This is a genomic window from Calidifontibacillus oryziterrae (genome assembly GCF_000331575.1).
Classification (GTDB): Bacteria; Bacillota; Bacilli; order Bacillales; family Bacillaceae_J; genus Calidifontibacillus_A; species Calidifontibacillus_A oryziterrae.
The window spans coordinates 1233588-1254455 of the sequence record NZ_KB223527.1 but is presented as its reverse complement, the minus strand read 5'-3'; the positions used below and the strand labels follow the sequence as shown (position 1 = coordinate 1254455).

At 35.5% G+C, this 20868-nt stretch carries 19 protein-coding genes; 15 read left to right on the top strand and 4 right to left on the bottom strand.

Annotated features, from left to right (window positions below):
* Positions 1 to 19: 19 nt before the first annotated feature.
* A complete protein-coding gene (locus tag D612_RS0114730) occupies positions 20 to 1015 on the bottom strand; it encodes a potassium channel family protein (RefSeq protein ID WP_017756252.1) in 996 nt (331 codons plus the stop codon).
* Between the two features lie 244 nt (positions 1016 to 1259).
* Between D612_RS0114730 and D612_RS0114725 the strand changes: the two genes are divergently transcribed.
* The 14 genes from D612_RS0114725 to D612_RS18420 all read left to right on the top strand — a co-directional run bounded on the left by D612_RS0114725 (position 1260) and on the right by D612_RS18420 (position 15920).
* Positions 1260 to 2891, top strand: coding sequence for a Na/Pi cotransporter family protein (locus D612_RS0114725; RefSeq protein ID WP_017756251.1), 1632 nt, complete (start codon positions 1260 to 1262; stop codon positions 2889 to 2891).
* Positions 2892 to 3070: 179 nt separating this feature from the next.
* Positions 3071 to 3490 (top strand): ATP-binding protein, encoded by a 420-nt coding sequence (locus tag D612_RS0114720; RefSeq protein ID WP_017756250.1) that lies wholly within the window; start codon positions 3071 to 3073, stop codon positions 3488 to 3490.
* 25 nt (positions 3491 to 3515) lie between these two features.
* Entirely contained in the window at positions 3516 to 3902 is a 387-nt protein-coding gene (locus D612_RS0114715; protein WP_017756249.1) for an STAS domain-containing protein, read from the top strand.
* Positions 3903 to 3920: 18 nt separating this feature from the next.
* Positions 3921 to 5606, top strand: a complete 1686-nt coding sequence (locus D612_RS18425; protein WP_017756248.1) for a methyl-accepting chemotaxis protein — start codon at positions 3921 to 3923, stop codon at positions 5604 to 5606.
* Positions 5607 to 5771: 165 nt separating this feature from the next.
* Positions 5772 to 6674, top strand: a complete 903-nt coding sequence (locus D612_RS0114705; protein WP_017756247.1) for a DMT family transporter — start codon at positions 5772 to 5774, stop codon at positions 6672 to 6674.
* Positions 6675 to 6901: 227 nt separating this feature from the next.
* On the top strand, positions 6902 to 7339 hold the full coding sequence (locus D612_RS0114700; protein ID WP_017756246.1) for a hypothetical protein: 438 nt from the start codon (positions 6902 to 6904) through the stop codon (positions 7337 to 7339).
* Positions 7340 to 7351: 12 nt separating this feature from the next.
* Positions 7352 to 9226: a Sec-dependent nitrous-oxide reductase gene (nosZ, locus tag D612_RS0114695; RefSeq protein ID WP_017756245.1), complete on the top strand. Its 1875-nt coding sequence runs from the start codon at positions 7352 to 7354 to the stop codon at positions 9224 to 9226.
* Positions 9227 to 9365: 139 nt separating this feature from the next.
* Positions 9366 to 9938, top strand: coding sequence for a hypothetical protein (locus D612_RS0114690; protein ID WP_017756244.1), 573 nt, complete (start codon positions 9366 to 9368; stop codon positions 9936 to 9938).
* A complete protein-coding gene (gene nosD / locus D612_RS0114685; protein ID WP_017756243.1) occupies positions 9935 to 11224 on the top strand; it encodes a nitrous oxide reductase family maturation protein NosD in 1290 nt (429 codons plus the stop codon). The genes D612_RS0114690 and nosD overlap by 4 nt, the downstream gene beginning before the upstream one ends.
* 111 nt (positions 11225 to 11335) lie before the next feature.
* Positions 11336 to 12133 (top strand): ABC transporter permease subunit, encoded by a 798-nt coding sequence (locus D612_RS0114680; RefSeq protein WP_017756242.1) that lies wholly within the window; start codon positions 11336 to 11338, stop codon positions 12131 to 12133.
* Positions 12130 to 12801 carry an ABC transporter ATP-binding protein gene (locus D612_RS0114675; protein WP_017756241.1) on the top strand — a complete coding sequence of 224 codons (672 nt, stop codon included), beginning with the start codon at positions 12130 to 12132 and terminating at the stop codon, positions 12799 to 12801. Before D612_RS0114680 ends, D612_RS0114675 begins: the two co-directional genes overlap by 4 nt.
* Positions 12798 to 13736 (top strand): FixH family protein, encoded by a 939-nt coding sequence (locus D612_RS0114670; protein ID WP_017756240.1) that lies wholly within the window; start codon positions 12798 to 12800, stop codon positions 13734 to 13736. The genes D612_RS0114675 and D612_RS0114670 overlap by 4 nt, the downstream gene beginning before the upstream one ends.
* A 37-nt stretch (positions 13737 to 13773) precedes the next feature.
* Positions 13774 to 14106 carry a hypothetical protein gene (locus D612_RS0114665; protein ID WP_017756239.1) on the top strand — a complete coding sequence of 111 codons (333 nt, stop codon included), beginning with the start codon at positions 13774 to 13776 and terminating at the stop codon, positions 14104 to 14106.
* Positions 14107 to 14225: 119 nt separating this feature from the next.
* Complete coding sequence (locus tag D612_RS18420; protein WP_017756238.1) at positions 14226 to 15920, top strand: methyl-accepting chemotaxis protein; 1695 nt, start codon at positions 14226 to 14228, stop codon at positions 15918 to 15920.
* Positions 15921 to 16006: 86 nt separating this feature from the next.
* Here the strand turns inward: D612_RS18420 and D612_RS0114655 are convergent, their stop codons facing one another.
* The 3 genes from D612_RS0114655 to D612_RS0114645 form a co-directional block, all read right to left on the bottom strand.
* Entirely contained in the window at positions 16007 to 17023 is a 1017-nt protein-coding gene (locus tag D612_RS0114655; RefSeq protein ID WP_017756237.1) for a copper amine oxidase N-terminal domain-containing protein, read from the bottom strand.
* Positions 17024 to 17247: 224 nt separating this feature from the next.
* Positions 17248 to 18831, bottom strand: a complete 1584-nt coding sequence (locus tag D612_RS0114650) for an S-layer homology domain-containing protein (protein WP_154649492.1) — start codon at positions 18829 to 18831, stop codon at positions 17248 to 17250.
* 96 nt (positions 18832 to 18927) lie between these two features.
* Positions 18928 to 19674, bottom strand: coding sequence for a stalk domain-containing protein (locus D612_RS0114645; RefSeq protein ID WP_017756235.1), 747 nt, complete (start codon positions 19672 to 19674; stop codon positions 18928 to 18930).
* Between the two features lie 296 nt (positions 19675 to 19970).
* On the opposite strand from D612_RS0114645, the gene D612_RS0114640 reads away from it, so the two are divergent.
* Positions 19971 to 20738: an enoyl-CoA hydratase-related protein gene (locus tag D612_RS0114640; protein ID WP_017756234.1), complete on the top strand. Its 768-nt coding sequence runs from the start codon at positions 19971 to 19973 to the stop codon at positions 20736 to 20738.
* Positions 20739 to 20868: the final 130 nt, after the last annotated feature.

Genomic DNA, 20868 nt, shown 5'->3' with positions numbered 1-20868 from the left:
TGTTTACATGTCACATCCTTTAATGACTGATCACAATAAAGTAATCATTTTCATTTATAACAAACGATGGAGAAGGAAAGATTAAAGTTTCCTCTCCTCTTTTTATGCCAATTAAAAGTAAATTTTGCTCTAATAATTGTTGTAAGCAAGTTGTGAAGGTACTAGTTATATGCATATTGGAAGTTTGTAGTAGCTCCAATTTGCTTCCGTCAATTTGATTAAGTAACGTTTTAACTGTACTTGATAGTCCAGGCGAAACGATACTATTGATCATAACATAGCTAGAAAGAAGGAATGTCTCAATAATTTCATTGGCTCCTGCGCGCTTAGCGTTATTAATTTGTTCTTGTGTTAAAACTTCTACTAAACAATAAATACGTGGATTTAATCCCTTTATTGCAAGTAAAATTAGGATTGATTGCATATCTGCTTCATGTTCATTCCGATTTTGATCGGCTGTTATTAGCACTGTCCCGGCTTTTTCCACATTTGCTTGCTTTAATGTTTCATCGTTCGTTGGGTTGCCGCGGATAAAGTGAATAGATCGAATGTGCAGAGGATTTTCTGTTAATGTCTCATCAATAAGTACGATTTGTAACGATGGATTAACAATTAGTAATTGTTGGATCGTCGTCTTCGCTCGTGAGTTCCAGCCAATTACAATAAAATGCTCTTCCCCTTTATATGCAGCACTCCCTTCCTTAAGGGCATTGAATATTTGAAATACTGTTGTTGCTAATGTCACCATAAAGAAGCTAACAAAGCCGCCCCCTAGTAAAATTAATATGATGGCAACAGTTCTGCCGATAATTGAATTCGGTACATAATCCCCATAGCCAACAGTGGATGCCGTAACAAATACCCACCAAATCCCATCAAAAATAGTCGGATATTCTTCTGGTTCTATAAAATGTATACCAACGCCAAAAGAAATGACTACTAACAATATGACAATGAGTATTCGAAGAAACATATTAGATTGTAAGAATCGGTTAATGATGGCCTGCAACCGCATTGTAGGTTCCTCCATGCTCCATTTTTATGCTACATACCTATTATGAACAGAATTTATAAATTATAAAAAATGGGAAAACTAATCAAGGATCTATAAAGGTTTGTAAATTTAATGTAAATTTTTTTAGCGATCCATTTACATTAGCTTAATATTTTTTCATACTGTTATAGGTGACTTGTGAATAAGTAAAACTAGTCATTGTTATTGAGGTAGAGATGATGGAATAGTTAAAGGGGCTGAAAAAGTGGAACTTGATATTCAAAAAATGATTTTTGAATTTCTTGGCGGCTTAGGGATTTTCCTGTTTGGTATTAAGTTTATGGGGGATGGTCTTCAAAAGTCAGCAGGAAACAAGCTAAGAGATATTTTAGATAAATTCACAACGAACCCAATTATGGGAATTTTTGCAGGAATTATAGTTACTGTATTAATCCAGTCAAGCTCTGGTACTACAGTATTAACGGTTGGCTTAGTAAATGCTGGTTTCATGACATTAAAGCAAGCGATTGGCGTAATTATGGGCGCAAATATCGGTACTACTGTGACTGCATTTATCATCGGTATTAAAATATCGGATTATGCTCTTCCTATCATTGCAGCTGGTTCAATTCTTTTATTTTTCTTTAAAAACAAAAAAGTTCATTATATTGGTCAATGTGTGTTTGGCTTTGGAGCGTTATTTTTTGGTTTGGAATTAATGGGAGACGGGATGAAGCCGTTACGATCTTTAGAAGCGTTTCAAGAGTTAACAGTCAGTATGAGTAACAATCCGTTATTAGGGGTTATCATTGGAACAGTCTTCACCGTTATTGTTCAAAGCTCCAGTGCAACAATCGGAATTTTACAGGAGCTTTTTTCACAAGGGGCTCTAGATTTAAAAGCAGCGTTACCTGTATTGTTTGGAGATAATATTGGGACGACAATTACAGCAATTTTGGCTTCAATAGGTTCATCAATTGCAGCCCGACGTGCTGCGCTAACACACGTGATTTTCAATATTGTAGGTACAACAATCTTTATGATTATTTTAGGACTTTATACTAGGTTTATTACCAATTTACAAACATCCATGAATTTAAATGAGGAAATGACAATTGCTTTTGCACATGGAACCTTTAATATTGCCAATACGTTAATGCAAGCACCGTTTATCGCTTTGTTGGCACTAATTGTAACTAAGTTGATTCCAGGTGAAGAGAATATTATTGAATATAATACGAAAGGATTAGATCCTTTATTAATCGGACAGTCTCCATCGATTGCCTTAGGACAAGCGAAAAAAGAAATCATCCGCATGGGTGAATTTTCAATAAAAGGATTAGAGGAAACAAATCATTATTTGAATAATAAGCAGCCTGTTCATTCAGAATTGGCAACCCAATATGAATCTGCTTTAAATAATCTTGATCGTAAAATCACTCAGTACTTAGTTGATATAGCTTCATCAGGGGAGTTAACGGAAGGGGATTCAGAAATCCATTCGATCTTAATGAACACGGTCAATGATATTGAACGAATCGGAGACCATTTTGAAAATATTGTTGAATTAGTTGATTTTCAAATTGCAAATAAAGCAAAGTTAACTGATTTTGCGAAAAAAGATTTGGAGGAAATGTTTGAGCTGACTATTACAACGGTACGCGAAGCAATTGAGGCGCTTGAAAAAAATGACCGCCAATTAGCTCAGGATGTTGTGAAAAAAGAAGATCAAATTGATAAGATGGAAAGGAATTTGCGGAAGAAGCATATTCTTCGTCTAAATGAAGGTATTTGTGTTGGAGCTTCAGGTATTGTATTTGTAGATATTGTTAGTAATCTTGAGCGCATTGGTGACCATGCAGTTAATATTGCCGAGGTTGTCCTTGGTGAAGACTAATTAGGTGAGAAAAAAGGTGAAAGTTGAATGAGGAAGTCCAGCGAGGGCTTTCTTTTTTTGACTAAAAAATTTAGAATTGTTTACAATATTTTTTGCTAAAAAACGACAAAAATGGCTCATATTAGAGTATAATCAAATAGATTAGTTATTCACTGTTAATATACTGCTAGGAGATTGTAATGATTAATATTCAAGTTGAATGTAAAGCAAACGTAGAATCAATAAACTATTTTAATCAATTATGCGAAAGAGCGTTAGAACTAATTAATTGGAAAGAAATACGTTCCGTAGCATTTGCATTGAATGAAGCGATTATTAATGCAGTTGAAGCTACCCAGAAAAAGTATGGTATGTCCACCGTTGAAACAGTCATTGTTCATATGCAAATTACTTCAAATGTAGTTGACATTCAAGTCATAGATAAAGCTGGAGGTATGAGTGATGAGCAAATAAAGCTGCTTGAGAAAAGGGAGTTTAGGGATGTCGGATTTTCCGAAAGAGGCAGAGGAATTCTTTTTATGAAAAAGTTAATGGATCAAGTTCATTTTCAAAAACAAGAAAATGGCGTTTTTATTGTTCAGTTGAAAAAAACATCATAGCAAAAATTTAATAGGGGGCTTTTTGATGAATAGTAATCACGATGCTCAAATTTCAGTTGAGTCGGTTGATTGTTATACTAAAATCACCTTAACAGGAACACTAGTTTATCATAATCTAGATGAAGTAAAGGCAGTATTTAAAACATTGGAAGTAAATTCACAAGGCTACATAATTGTACTTGACCAAGTATTACATATTGATAGTACCGGATTTGGGGCTATTGTAAATTTTGCAAAAAGAATTCAATCAAGCATTGGAAAGATTGTCATGGTTGTCCCCGATCGATTTATACGAGAACTTTTTCAAATCTCTCAATTTCATCTTGTATTTCCGATCGGAGAAACAGTTCAGGAAGCAATTCAACTATTAAACAACGGTTTTAAAACGGATTTGACCATTCATGAATACTAGATAAAGGCGGCGGTTTATATGAACAGTTTGAAAGGAAAGCTATATAGTGCGGTTATTTTAATGGTGCTGTTTTTTGCAGGGTTAGGATTATTTTTTACAGTTCAAATTAATAAACAGCTTAATAATCTCAATTCGTTAACTACAAATATCGATTCCGCAGTTTTTGATCATTTAGTTCAATCGTTAACGTTATATAAAATTGGTGCAGTATTGATGACGGTTGTCGCACTATTAATTGGAATTTTTGTAATAACAATTATAAGTCTCTTTATTTTAAAGCCGTTTTCAAATGTTATTTTATTTGGAAAGCAATTAAGCCAAGGGAATTTCACAGGCGTGGTACCTGAAAAACTATTAAAAAGATCTGATGAGATTGGCCAATTAGGAAATGTTTTTCAGGATGTGTCTAACACAATTAATGACATATTGAAGAAAAATATGGGAAATGCCGAAGTGTCGGTAAAATCATCACAACAGCTTCTTGAAGGTGCAGAGCAAACTGGAGAAGCGGCAAACCAAATTTCCACAACAATTGAAGAAGTTGCAAATGGGGTTTCGGATCAATCACAATATGCTAATGAAATTCTACAGCTAATGCAAACAACGATGGAACAGGTTGATTCAGGGGTAATAGTTGCTGATAATACGTTAGAAAATGCGCTAATATCAACAAAGACAGCGAATGAAGGAAATGTTGCAATTAATGAGGCTATTAGTCATTTAGGAACCGTTACGAAAACTGTAAAATATGCCACAGACTCCATTCAAAATTTGGGGAAACGTTCGGAAGAAATAGGTGGAATCATCACTGTTATAACGGCAATTTCTGATCAGACGAACTTACTTGCGCTTAATGCTGCAATTGAAGCTGCAAGAGCTGGAGAACAAGGAAAGGGCTTCGCAGTTGTTGCTGAGGAGGTCCGAAAGCTTGCGGAACAATCAAGTCAATCGGCAAATCAAATCACACAGTTGATTAGTGACATTCAAGCAGAGACATCTGTTACTGTAAGGACGATGCAAAGTAACTTGGAAGCTGTTGAAAACCAAGTGGATATTATTCGTAAAGGTGGAGCAGCTTTAAAAGAAATTGTAGAGCAGGTTGTCGTAACTGAAGAGGGTGCCCGCTCAATGAAAACTACGTTCGATCAACTTCATCAAAATGCGGTTAATGTATTAAAAGGTATTGAAGAAATTTCTAGTATTATTGAGCAATCAGCCGCCGCAGCAGAACAAGTTTCTGCATCTGCAGAGGAGCAATCAGCAACCGTCGCTGAAATCATAGGGAAAACAGCAGAGGTTACGCAGATGGCTGATAAGTCAAGAGCTGAATTAAGTAAATATCAGATTAATCTAACAACAACGGAAATCATTGATTTAGCAAAAACAGATCATATGCTTTGGAAATGGAGAATTGATAATATGTTAGCCGGACGCGGGGAGCGTTTGGATAGCACAAAAGTAAACGATCATACGATGTGCCGTTTAGGTAAATGGTATTTTGGTGCAGGAAAAGAAGCGTTTGCAGAAAATGCAACTTTTAAGGAACTTGATGCGATTCATGCAAAGTTTCATAATATTTGCGCGCAAGCAATTGAAGAGTATAATACAGGTAACGAAAAAGGTGCTAGATTAAAGCAAACAGAAATTGAACAGCTATCACTACAAGTTTTGCAAATGCTAGATACTTTAAAACAAGGTGCATAAGAGCCTGGGGATTGCCCCAGGCTTTTTCATAATTTTTGGTGGGGCATCCTCTTGTAAAAGTATAGGTAAGAATGGTTCAAAATAATTAATGTTTATATAGTGGATATATTACTGTATTAAAAAATAAAATAGAGTAATAGCTACAAAAATGGTGGGGGGTTACATTTGAAGGCTATCTTAATTGGCATTGTTGCTTCACTCTTTTTTGCATCAACATTTATATTGAATAGATCTATGGATTTAAATGGTGGGAGCTGGATTTGGAGTGCTTCTTTACGATTTTTCTTTATGGTTCCGTTTTTACTAGTGATAGTTGGCATAAGGGGGAAATTAATGCCTCTTTTTGCTGAAATGAAAGAAAGACCGATAGCTTGGTTATTATGGAGTTTTATAGGATTTGGCCTTTTTTACACACCAATAACGTTTGCAGCAGCATATGGTCCAGGTTGGCTAGTCGCCGGAACGTGGCAAGTAACAATTATAGCCGGCTCACTTCTCGTTCCATTACTAACTAAAAATGCTGAAATCCCATATAAGGAATTACGCTTCTCCCTTATTATATTGCTAGGTGTTATTGTTTTACAAGTTCAGCAAGCAACGGTGGAGCATATTAGCACAATGCTCTTAAGCTCTATTCCAGTTTTAGTTGCTGCATTTGCTTACCCGTTAGGAAATCGGAAAATGATGCAAATTTGTGATGGCAGGCTGGATACATTTCAACGAGTGTTAGGGATGACAATTGCGAGTTTGCCATATTGGGTCATTCTATCAGTCTTTGGATTAGTGTTTCATGGAGCACCTACCAATAGTCAAGTGGCACAGTCTTTTTTAGTTGCGGTTTGTGCTGGGATTATTGCAACCGTTTTGTTTTTTTATGCAACAGATATAGCTCGACATAGTTCAAAACAATTAGCTGCTGTAGAATCAACCCAAGCTGGTGAAATTGTCTTTGCGGTCATTGGAGAAGTTATATTCTTAGAAGCATTATTCCCTACAGGCTGGTCGTCAGTTGGACTCAGTTTAATCGTTTTGGGAATGATTTTACATAGCATATATACTAAAGCTTAACTAAGATTTATAGATAGGAGGTTGTCCGAAAGGATAGCCTCAATTTTTTTTGGCATTCTTCTATGTTAGATGGCACTAGAACGATAAGTTTGTGAACTATATGTGAACAAATTATGAAAACAATATACAGAACGTAAAAACAGTGATTAACGTCACACCTTACGTGTGATAGCCAATTTATTATTAATTAAGTAATAGATTTATTTAATCCGAAGGGAGGAAACCCTATGAAAAATTCAGTAATGATCTTCCTAGTATGTGCGGTAATAGGGTTTGGTGGGGGAGCTTTATTTAATCAAGCTAAAGGTTCGAATGAAGCTTCTACTCCGGATGTTGAGACAACCAAACAAACCGAAACCGTTGCTGAAGGAAATACTGAGGTTGTCCAGCCTGCAAACACTGTGTCTGGAGAAGGACAAATTATTAGTGATAAAGGCTGTTTAGCATGTCATGCGGTTGAAAACTTAGGCTTACAAGGCGGTGCTACAGGCCCGGATTTATCTGATGCTTATACTAATGTAGAAGGAAAGCATGGGAAGCCGATTGAGGAATTCTTGAAAGAGCCAACTTCAGCTGTCATGTCAACTGTTATTGGTGGCAATCCGTTAACAGATGAAGAAAGAACAAAAATAGTTGAAGCATTGAAAATTGCAAGCGAAAAATAAGGGGGTTAGTAAATGAAGAAAAAGTTAATACCTGCACTGAGTGGACTTTTGGTTGGTATTGTTGCATCAACAGTCTTTTTTGCAGATTATACGAATGTAGGCCCAAAATCAGTAGCCGATACATCAACTAAGTCAAATGCTGAAAAAGTCTATGTTCCTTTTGGAGAACAAGATGAGTATTACTTATTCGCTTCTGGTGGTCATTCAGGTCAGATGTTTATTTACGGTGTACCATCTATGAGGCATATTCGGACCGTTCCAGTGTTTTCACAGGATTCTGCAACAGGATATGGTTGGTCTGATCATACGAAAGAACTGATGGGCGACTATACATGGGGTGACCTTCACCATCCTGCTTTCTCAGAAACAAAAGGTGAATATGATGGGAAATGGATGTTTGCCACAGACGTTGCCAATAGTCGTGCAGCTGTAATGGATTTAGAAACATTTACTGTTAAAGATATATTAGATGTACCTAACACAAGCGGACCACACTGTGCGATGTTTGTAACAGAAAACACTGAATACATGTTCTTGCCTACTCGCTTTGCCGTACCATTTGGTAGTGAGTATGCTTCACTTGATGAATACAGTTCAAAATATTACGGTGTAATGAGCGCTGTTCAATTTAATGAAGAAAAAGAAGAACTAGGAGTATCATGGCAGGTTGCCCTACCACCTTGGAGTTATGACCTTTCCGATGCTGGTAAAGGGCCATCACATGGCTGGGCAGTTGTAACTACTTATAATACAGAAGAAGCAACAACTAATCTTGAAATAAATGCATCACAAGCAGACCGTGACTATATCGTTTTATTTAACTGGAAAGAGTTAGAAAAGATGGTTGCTGACGGTCAATATGAAGAGGTTAATGGGCAAAAAGTTATTTTCCCTGAAAAGCATAAAGGTGGACTTTACTTAGTACCAGTTGCAAAATCACCACACGGTGTTGACGTTACACCAGATGGTAAATATTTTATTGCATCAGGCAAGTTAGCTCCGGCAATGACAGTTTTTTCTTTTGAAAAGGCATTTGCAGCGATTGAAGCTGGAGATTTTTCTGGCGAAAAATACGGTATGCCTGTAATCAATTATGAGTCTGTAATGGAACGTGAAGTGAACCCTGAAAATGCTTTAGGACCACTTCATACACAATTTGACGATAAAGGTATGGCTTATACAACAATGTTCATTTCATCAGAAATTGTGAAATGGGACCCTACAACAGGTGAAACAGTAGACCGTGTACCTGTTCAATATTCACCAGGCCACTCTGTTGCAGCTGAAGGTGACTCAGTTTCTCCAGATGGAAAATGGTTAATTTCATTAAACAAAATTGCGAAGGATTCCTATTTGTCAGTTGGGCCATCACATCCAGAGTCTATGCAGTTAATTGATTTGTCTGGTGATAAGATGGAGGTTATTTTATCAGCACCAGTAAATCCAGAGCCGCATTATGCTCAAATTATTAAAGCGGACAAACTAAGTCCAATTGAAGTTTATCCAAAGGATGAAACAAATCCAGATGCTGTTTACAGTCAAGACCAAACACGAATTGAACGCAAAGGCAATGAAGTACATGTTTATGGTATCGCAATGCGCTCGAAATTTATCTTTGATGCGAAAGCAGAACGACCTGATGTTATTGAAGTAAATGAAGGCGATAAGGTAGTGATTCATTTAACAAATATTGACTTTGATGAAGATATTACACATGGTTTTGCGATTAACCGTCATGATTTGAACATGGAAGTGCAACCAGGGCAAACAGAAACAATTAGCTTTACAGCAGATAAAGCTGGTACATTCCCGATTTATTGTACGAACTTCTGTTCTGCATTGCACCAAGAAATGACAGGGTATTTATTAGTGAAGCCTAGTAATTAATTAGTAGGAGCGAAAAGGGGATTATTGTTAATATAGTCCCCTTTTCGTATAAAAAATCTTAAACGGCATAAGTAACATAAATAATGCTGTAGTTTTGTGCTATTTTTACCGTTTAAGTAATCTCTGAGGAGTGGAAGGCATGACAACTAAAAAGCTATCAGTTTCTTCGATGATTTTATTAATAATTGCAGCAGCAGTATTAGCAGCCTCTATATTCTTTCCTTGGTGGGGGATGAAATTTTTTGCACCTCAATATCCAGAAGGATTAGATATTATTGTTTACCCCTATAAATTAGAGGACCAGAATGATGTAGCCATTATTAATGGTTTGAACCATTACATTGGGATGAAGGAATTTAGTGAGGAAAATTTCCCTGAATTAAATTACCTATCGTATATTATTGGGGCAATGGCATTAATTACATTAGTTGTGGCAATCATACGTAATAGGAAATTACTGATTGGTTTAATCTCGCTATTTATTATTGGTGGGGGGGTAGGTATTTTTGATATCCATCGTTGGTTAAAAAGCTATGGTACAAATTTAGATCCAATGGCGCCAATTGATGTACCACCTTTTGTTCCACCTATCATAGGGGAAAATACAATTGCAAATTTTGTAACCAATAGTTACTTTTCTACTGGTTTTTATATGATTGGTATTGCATTTATATTAATGGTAATTCCACTTTGGAAGGAACGAGAAAAATGAGAATAGAGAAAAGCACCTTGTTTATACAAAAGTATAAAAATCAACAACTGATTATGGCGGTATGTATTGCTATTGTTATGTTTGTTATTGGTGCTTTTCTTTTTATTACAACAAAAGGCTTCGTTTTTGCTGAAATTTCGTTGCAGGAAGTAGTTGATCTTGCTGAAGAAAACGATGTGATAAAGCTAGAGAACAAAATATATGATGGGAATCTCGTCATTACGAAGCCTATTACTATTATTGGACAGTCTACAACAATAATCAAGGGTGATGGAACGGGTAATGTTATTACAATAAAATCACCTAATGTTAGATTGGAAAATCTTACCGTAACAAATGGTAGCTTTAACCGTAATACTGGCGAAGAATTTGCTGGGATTAAAATAATGGCTGACCATACTATTATTAAGAACATTACAATTACAGATTGTTTCCATGGAGTTTATTTAAGTCAATCTCATTACAATGAAGTAAGTAACATTCATGTGACTGGGAGTAAAAATGGGGAAATTGCAGGTCAGGGAAATGGACTTCATGTTTATTATTCAAATTACAATAAGTTGCTAAATAATGTTATCGATGGCACACGCGATGGCATTTTCTTTGATTATTCAAATCATAATGTAACTATAGGGAATTCGATTAAGCATACAAGATATGGGCTTCACTATATGTACTCCGATCATAATGAATTTTATAGCAATGCGTTTAGCTATAATCTAGGTGGTGCAGCTATTATGCATTCTCGGGGCTTAGTTTTACGTGATAATCAGTTTACATTAAATCAAGGTACAAGATCGTACGGGTTACTTTTGCAGGCAAGTAATGAAAGCGTTGTAGCAGAAAATAAATTTTTTCAAAATCAACGAGGTATTTATATTGATCAATCACAAAAAAATAAAATACATAATAATGAATTTGTTCAAAACCAAATTGGTATCGAAGTTTGGGCATCATCCTCGAATTTAGTTTTTACAGAAAATCGATTTTCAAATAATATCGCTTCTGTGTTAACGCTTGGAGGCAAGGATAAAAACAGCTGGAGCGAAAATGGGCGTGGAAATTACTGGGGTAAGGCAATTCCGGTATTAGATTTAGATCAAAATGGAATTGGCGATTATCCTGTTCAATATAAATCTTCTCTTTATCAACTAGTTGAAGAGAATGAATTAGCTTATTTATTTTTAAAAAGTCCCGCAATCAAAATTTATGAAAAAATGAATGAATTGTTAAATAAACAGGAAGTAATGTTTCGAGATGAGTATCCGTTGATCGAACGAAACTAATAATTATAGAGATTTTATCAATACCATTATTTAACAGGGACAGGGTGGGTGCCATAGAGGTGTCCATAGAGGTTCCTGACCCCGGTAAAAATTTCCAAAGGAGCAAAGTGGATGAATTATATTTGGAAAGAGTGGAAGGAGCAATCGAGAGGGAAAGGGATTTGGATTTCTTTGGCGATGGTAGTGCTATTGTCGCTCTTTATTTTGTTAGAGGCCAAATCAATTCCGTCCGAGCAAGGCTTTACTGTATTTTTGTTGTCATTGCACGAAATGAATGTATTTATTTTGCCACTTTTAAGTTTGTTTATTGCTTCATTTGCGATTATCCAAGAGAAGGAATTAAAAACATTAATGATTTTGACGACAAAGCGGGAGACGTATCGCAGCTTTTTGCTTAAAAAAAGTATTGCAATACATGCAGTTACTTTGGCGATATTCGTATCCTGGTATTTTATATTTGCGCTCATTATGAAGCTATATTTTGTCTTTAATATTTTTCATTTTCTAGTATTTCTAAGTACGGTCATTACATTTATCGTTGTATTCAACCAAATTGGACTTTTTTTGGGTAGTATTTGTAATACGCGTATGCAATTAATTGGGGCCAATATTTTCACATGGTTCTTATTTGTTTTTTTAACTGATTTGTTGTTTTTATATTTCTTACCAGCAGTGTCCTATGATAATATTACAATTTTTTCGCTATTTTTCTTTTTAGATCCACTTCATTCCATTCGATTTTATTTGGAATCCTCTTTAGGAGTATTTTCATTAGAGCATATGTCAAGATTAATGGAAAAAATGGTTTGGGCATCACCTTCGATTTTTTTATTACTAGATTTAGCCATATGGTTAGTTATTTCTTTTGAATTAAGCTCCTTATTAAGAGGGAAGGGGGAACAGGTTTGATTAAAATCGCTGAAGTGTCACATTCATACGACAAAAAGAAGGTATTAAATAACATAAGCTTAACTGTTGAGAAAAATGAGTTGTGTGCTTTAGTCGGGAGAAATGGTGCAGGGAAATCGACACTTATTCACTTAATGCTAGATCTCTTACCTCTGAAAAAGGGTACCATTCACTTAAACGGCATCCCTGTCCATAAAAAGGAATGGAAAAAATCTGTATCCTACTTACCAGAGAAATTTCAGCTATATCCTCATTTAACTGGAGAAGAGAATATTAGATTTTTTGCATCGTTAGATGGAAATGAAGTAAATGAGGATAAATTAAAAGAAAAGTTAACGGTCGTAGGACTATGGGATGAACGGAATGTTCAAATAAGAGGTTATTCAAAAGGAATGTTACAGAGATTGGGACTTGCGGTGATGCTTTATTTTGATACGGAAATCCTTATATTGGATGAACCAACAAGTGGCCTAGATCCAATTGGTAGGATTGAAATCTTGGCAATACTAAAAGCATTAACGAATAAAACAATACTGTTATCATCACATCACTTAGAGGAAATTAAACAAATTTGTACACATGTTGCTTATTTAAAAGACGGAGAAATAGTAAAATATACAGTTTCGGAATTTGAAGCAAAGATCATTAAAGAAGGTGTATTAGTATGAAGAAAGTTTTTGTATCATTGTTTGTTATTGGGCTATTCATTATATCAGGTTGTAACACGTTAGAAAAATGGCAGGTTGAAATAGTTGAAATACCAAATGCTGCTACGAATAAAGAAAGCCCAGTGTCCTTTAAAATTAGTAAAGAAGGTAAGCCTGCCACGGACCTATCCGTGAATGCGACCTTTGAAATGGAGAAAATGGATCATGGGACGATTGAAGTTGATTTGAGTGAACAAGCGAATGGTATTTATAGCGGTGAGGTATCCCTTCCGATGGATGGGGAATGGCAGGCTTTTCTAGATATTTCGGATGGTAATAATAGAAGTGAGGAAATCATTTCCTTTACCGTCAATGGAAATAAAGAAGAGGCAAATTTAAGTAGTGATAATGAGGTCATTGCCACTATTAACGATGACAATATTTATCAAGAAGATATTGATTTTTATAAACAAATAAATATGATTCAAATTGCAATGAACCGTGAGGCTGACAAAAAAAGATTTACTGGAAAAGAATTAGAAGAAGTAGATGCCTATTGGGACCAGCAGGAAACAATTGCAAAGGATAAAAATACGTTATTAACCCAAATTATTCGGTTACGTGCAATGGCATTATTAGCCGAAGAAAAAGGTCATAAAGCAACCACTGAAGAAATCGAAAAAAAATTAACAGAAGCAAAAAAGGCTTATGAGACGAGTTCAGTAGCTATGGAAATGATTCAATCATTTGGGGAAGACAAGTTTTGGGACATTCAAAAAAGGCAACAGGAAGCGATTGTTTTAGTGTCTAAGGTACAACAAGATGTACTGACAAACGTAAAAAAAGAAAATCCGAAGGCAGAACAAAACGAAATAAATATGTTGGCAGAAAAAAAGTATGAAGAGCTTGTAGTTTCTCAGATAGGAACATTAAACATTAAGATCAATAAATCATAAGATCGGTACTATCTATTAATAGAAAGAAGGATTTTCAATGGATACATCATTGACAAATATACAAATTCAACTTGATAAAATGAATGATATTATTATAAATAAACTTGAAACGATTGAAACAAGATTGGCAAGGTTAGAAAAGGTTGATAGTATAGAACACCGAGTCAGTGTAAATCAGATTGATTTAACAGATATAAAAGAAGCATTGGAAAGAATTGAAGAAAATCATGTTTTTAAAACGAATCCTGCTATAGACCATCATAATAAGGCAAGCGACGGTGATGTACTAAGCTTACTTAAAAGATTAGATTCACAATTACTAAGAATTGCAAAGCTAGAGGAAGAAATCGCATTATTGAAGGAAAATTAACACTCAGGGTATTCTCTGCTATAAAACTAGGGAATACCCTGTTTATTTTTTTGTAAAAAACCTCTATAATTTTGACTAGCAAAACATAGTAAAAATATACTATTATGGAGGTTCTTGTAATGCGTTTGAAATTGGGGACAAAGTTAGGAGTATTTTTAATAGTATTCATTGTAGTATCACTCGCATCATCTTTCTTTTTACTTCAAGCGTTACTCACTACATCAAATGAGCTTGAGAAGTTTGCAAAAGAGCATACAGATTTTATTAATCGTACGACTAATATATATGCACAAGGTTTACAGCGTGGTCAGGCAGTAAGAAATATTATTTTAAATCCTAATGATGAAAAGGCAAAAGAAAACTTTCAAGCAGCAATTTCTGATTGTAATAATAATATTGAAATATTACAAAATGAAGCAGGAAATTATGGTTTAACTGCAGATATCCAGTTGATAAGTGAAGAAGTAAAAAAGGATATAGACCTCCAAAGACAAGTAGTTGATTTGGTTGAGGATGGTAATGTTGAACAAGCAATTGTGTTGCTTAGGGAACAAGAAACACCACAGTGGAGAGCGGTAAAAGACCTTTACTTTAGCTTAGAAGAAAATGTAAAGAAAAAGCTTAACGACATGACCGAGGAACAACTTCAGCAAGGTCGCAAAAATATAATTACCTCTTATTTAATTATTGCATTTATTGTTGTTTTAGCTGTGCTTGGTTACCTATTCCTTAGAGCAAGAATAATTAAACCAGTTAAGCTTGTTTCAAGTGAGGTTTGTAAGGTTGCCGATGGTGATTTAACGATAGATGATATAAAAATTAATGTTAATGATGAAATTGGCGATTTAGCAAGTGCGTTTAATATTATGAAAGCTAACTTAAAAAAGCTTGTGGAACAAGTGAAAACTGACTCTGAAAAGCTTGCAGTTTCATCGGAGCAATTATTCCAAAATACAGGGGAAACTGAAAAAAGTATTCAAGAATTAGTTTTATCGATAAATAATATTGCAGCTGGGGCGAGCAATTCGGCTCAAGTTGGCGCCGAAACTTCAAAAGGTGTTGAAGAAGCTGCAATTGGCATTCAGAGAATTGCGGAATCAGCTTCGCTCGTATCCGAGCACTCCTCTGACTCCTCACAAGAGGCACTGCTTGGAAATGAAGCAATTCAAAAAGCAATCACTCAGATGAGGTCTATTACCGAATCTGTTAACAACTCAACAGTAATTGTTCAAAATCTGGGAGAGCGTACAAAGGAGATTGGAACAATTATTGGTGCGATTACCGGAATTTCAGAACAAACAAATCTATTGGCGCTAAATGCGGCTATTGAAGCGGCACGTGCAGGCGAGCACGGGAAAGGATTTGCGGTTGTGGCAGATGAGGTGCGAAAACTTGCAGAGCAGTCTAAGGAATCTGCAAACCAAATTGTTGAGGTACTGAAGGAAATTCAAGATGAAACAGAAGAGGGCATTGGCAGTATGGTTAGAGTTACCCATGAAGTAGCATCCGGTGAAACTGTAATTAACCAAGCAGGGGAATCATTTAAAAAAATCGTCGAATCCGTTCAAAGTGTTGCTGAACAAATCCAGGAAGTATCTGCAGCCTCTGAGGAAATTTCAGCAAGCTCAGAGGAGGTAACTGCAGCAGTAGAAGAAATGTCAAACTTAGCTAAACAGGTGTCCGATGCCACGGCCGCAATGCGGGAGGATACGGAGCAACAGCTAGCATCAATGCAAGAAGTATCAAGTGCAGCAGGGATTTTAAGTAAGCTAGCCCAAGACCTTCGCGAAAATGTTAAGATATTCAAAATTTAACTGTAGGGCTTGTGATCAAAATATAACGAAGGATGAGATTTTCAAAGAAGAAGAGGTTGCCAATTAGGCAACCTCTTTTAGTTTTACTATCTAATTGTCACATATCCGCGAGAATCAACCGTAAATTCATCGATTTCTCTATTATCACTGCTTCTTTCAATTGTTCCATCAATATCGGCGTCTTCATATTCATCTAAAATATCTTCAACAATTGCTTCAATAAAGTCTTCTTGTTCACTTTCAGAAAGTGCATTCCAATCTGCTTCGTTCACTTCGATTGTAAGGTCAATGTCCTCTTCATCGCCATCTAAATAAATATCAATATCATCAATGTCACTGTTATTGCGGTGATTTCGTAATAACTCAGTTTCTAAATCGTCAAGATCGATTGTTTCATCTTCTAGTTCAACGTCGTCATTTCTGTCAACTTCGAATGTAGATAATTCATCGCCACCATTTGCATCCTCTACTGTACCTTCGATGTCAGCATCTTCAAATTCATCAAGGATATCATCGACAATATCTTGAAGAAAATCTATTTTCTTACTATTCGTTAATGCCTTCCAATCCTTATCGTCAACCTCAATTGTAACTTCGATATCGTCCTCATCCCCATCGAGGAAAATTTCCACATCATCAATATCTCTAAAATCTCCATAATCTTCATTCAATTGGTCTTCTAAATCATCTAGATCTATTTCGCTGGATTGTTGAGTTTTTAACGTATTGAGTTCTTTTTCTAACTGGGCAATTCTTGCATCCTTTGTCGTTATTTGAGCATTTAAATTTGCAACAACGGTTGGGCTAATTGTTGCTGTTTTATCATTAATGGTTATTGTATTTGTTTTAGCATCCCAAAGAACACTCTTGTTTAATAATTCGCTTACCATTCGCAACGGAACATATGTAGTGCCATTAGTAATAAATGGTTCTGTTTTTGGATCAATTGTAGCAGCTTTGCTGTTATAAATAATTTTGATATTTCGATAATTCGCATCTAGTTTTTTAATACCTTGTGAAGCATCTACGTTAGATGCAAATACAATTCCAGAGAAAAGTAATCCCGTTGTCAAAATTGCGATGGGTTTTTTAATAAATTTCATTGTGAATAATTCCTCCTCTTAATGGTAGATTCCTTAATTACTATTATAGACGATAATTCAGTAGAATTGGTTTCAATTCCCGAGAAAATTTCATGAAATTTCATTCATAGCCTATCGTTTTCCTAGCCTATTAATAGAATGATAGATGAAAGTATTCAAACTTTACAGTGAAAAGCACTTATCCCTCAGCCTTAAATAAAGCAAAAGGTAAGTGCATCTTATTCCTATTTTAATTTTTTAACTTCCATAAGATTATGAATTAGTGACATTGCTTCAGCGTTTGTGAGCTTATTTTTCGGATTAAAGTTTCCTGCAGATGATGGGCTAACTAATTTTTCATTTGTCACCTGCAGAACAGCGGCTGCAGCCCAATCAGAAATTTGATTTGCATCTTTATAAATTTGTTGAAGCTCAACCTTCGGATCGACTGGCTCTTCATTAGTTTTTTTCTTTACAGTTTTTTTCTTCTTAGAATTTTTGCTATTTGCTTCTTCCTCTGCGCTAACGTTAATTGCTCTTGCTAAAAACGCCACTGCTTCTTCACGTGTAAGTGTTTGATTTGGTTCCATTACTGTATAGCCAGGTATATTAGATTCACGACCGTACACAAGTCCGTTCATGACACCGGCCATTAAATAACCCAATTCATCTTGACTGTAATTTAATTCGTTAACATCTGAAAAAATGCCGGTATAATCAAGGGGTTGGAAGCCAACTGCTTTCGAGAGCATCACAATATATGTGAAACGATCAATTGGTTGATCTAATTTAGAAAGTAGGGCAAGATCCTTACTGTTTATTTCGGGTTGAATAACACCTTTATAAGCAAGGCCAAGTACATCCTTTTTTGCCCAATGCTGTTTTAATCCGTAGTCCTTATACACTAAGCCAATTGCATATGTAGCAAAATCGTCAAATACAGCGGTAACTGTTTTATTTTCACTATCTACAACACCGCCGATCGGGACCCATTTGCCATAACTGTTTTTTAAAACGGCCAAATTATAGCCTTCCATTGCTTTTGGAACGACACCTTCATAGGCGATTGTAACATCACCCCATGTACTAGGCTTTGCATATATGCTTCGAGATGAATCATCAATTGTATATTGCTGACTTAAAAATACATAATCGTCAGACGGCATTGGCTTTTGTCGAACATCGATAATTAACCTTTGATCAAGTAATATAGATTGACCTAACGAACTATCTGAAATGTAAGCGTTCGTAGGGAAGCGAAGCATTAATTTATCTCCGAACATTTTCATGTCTTTACCTGGTTCAAAGTCAGCGTAAAATTTTGCGTTTGCATGATCAACGTGGTAATAGTTTAATTCGATATCAATTTTTCCGTCTTCCCCTTTGAAGTTTTGAAGGGATGTATCATCGGGATCGCGGTTTATAATTTCAATTGGAATTTTGTAACCTGTTGATGTTTGTGTTAATTTTGTATTAATGTCATGGATTGTATAAACGTGATTGTAGCGTTCTTTTGTAATTTTTAAATGCTGGACAGTCGTATCAATATCAAATACACCGTAACCAATCCCGTTATAGCCAAAGTTTGGCTTTGAATTTTCCTTATCATACCAAAGAACCGTAAAGGTAAGCTCATCAATGATGTTTGTACTAATATTATTCTTTCTTGGATTATCTAAACGAATATAAAATCCACTTGAGCTGTCAAAGAAATAATGATAGCCATTCTCTTCATTATATAGATGTTCAGCATGGCTATAAGAGTTTGGGATTAATAGAGTTAAAGAAAACATGAATATCGTTAGCATGAATAGAATTTTTTTTGGCATAGTTTTCATTCTGTCTCCTTTCTTATGTGCCTTATCGTTATTTTAATACATAATCCCAACTTTTTCTTTAGTTTTTGACAATATTTTTAAATGGGTCTAGTTCTGTACAGCTTCGAAAATGATGTCAACGAGTGCTACCCTTGAAGCAGTACCTAAAGCATTAATATTTTTAATTTCTAACTTTTCAACCCCGGTGATATCCACCTCAAATGGTATTGGCTCATCTCGCTTTGTTCCAGTTGTAATCGTTGCAATTTCTTTACCGTCACCATAGAATTTAATAATTCCTTTATCTTCGCTATCAGGATTTGAATCATCGACACCAGCAAAGCCCCGAACAAGAAAATATTTATCATCATATAAGTTGTAAGCGACTGAGCTTGCATCAAGAAAGGCTATCGAATTAATGGTGCTGAAATTTTGGCGGTACAGCGTAATTTTTCCGCCGTCTTCAGCTGGTTCAAGGTAATCTTCACCGCCGTAACCTACATTTAAATATGTCTCTCCATATATAGGCTCTAATTGTGAGATGCCTATGGAAGGTCTGTATTTCTTTTCTTCTTGACCAATAAAAATCGTATTATTTGGGCCATCCCAATTGACCTCTTTACCGAGGCTTTGGCCAATTTCACGTAAAGGTAAATATGTTGTCCCGTCAATTAAGAGTGGTTGTGACTTTAACGTGACCGGTTTTCCGTCAACAACGATCGTAAGAGATGTTACGAGCGCTTTGATATCCTTATAGTAGGGAGCAAATGCTTGAACGGAAGCTAAGGAAGAAATTACAATTGTGGTGCCAACAATGCCTGATAATAGTCCTTTCAAATATGAGTTATGATTCAAAATAAGTCCCCCTCTTTCCTTTGTTTGATTCTATAATTTTAACATTCTTTATGGACCCTTATTTTCCTTCTCTAAAAATAGTTTTTCCTTTATATAAAAAACAATGAAAGCATCCTTTATAAAGATAAGATAGGAGAATGCTACTCCATATACTTATAAAAAAATTAAAATGTAAAAATATTATATATAATTTATAAAAAGTAGTTGTAAAAAGTAACAGGAACAATTATTTTAAAAATTAAGAATAGTTTTATTGGAATCATCACATAATTTTTCATTTGAAAGGTGGAATTGTAATGAATTATATTAAGTATGAGGAAAAAGGGAAAATTGGAACTATAACAATAAGTAATGAAAAACAGCATAACGCGCTTTCACTTTCCTTAATTAAAGAGTTTGATGCGTTATTATCAGAAATTGCGGAGAAGCGTTCTGTTAATGTTGTCATCATTCAAGCAGAAGGAAAACTATTTAGTTCAGGGCATAATTTGCATGAAATTGGGGACACACCTGAGCAGGATGTAGCCAAGTTGTTTAACGAATGCCAGCTTTTGTTTGAGAACTTGCGAAAGCTTCCGCAGGTTGTTATCGCAAAGGTTCACGGAATAGCAGCGGCTGCTGGCTGTCAATTAGTTGCTGCTTGTGACCTTGCAGTTGCGAGCGACGATTCAAAATTTGCAGCTCCTGGAATAAAGGTTGGGTTGTTCTGTAGTACTCCAGCAGTTTTTATAAGTAGAAATCTCGGCAGGAAAAAAGCAGCTGAGCTTTTATTTACAGGTGATTTCATGTCTGCCGAGGACGCTCTTATTCATGGGCTAGTTAATAAAGTAGTCCCTCGTGACCAATTAGACGAAGAAACCGAAAGGTTTGCAAATTCTGTTGCCCGTCATAGTTTAGCAGTTTTAGAGTTAGGGAAAAAACAATTTTATAATCAATTAAAAATGGATGATTTTAGCGCGCTGCAATATAGCTCTAAGGTTATTACGGACAATAGTCAAATGGAGGATACGGCAGAAGGAATTAAAGCGTTTTTTGAAAAAAGGCCACCACAATGGGCAAACTAATAATTGCAAAATAAATGACTTTTCTCAAAAAGGACTGTATGAGGGTATTGATCTCACAGTCCTTCCTTTTATTCTTTAAAACAGAACGGCACTAAATAGTAGCCGGAAGCAAGGGAAGTTTTAGCTAATC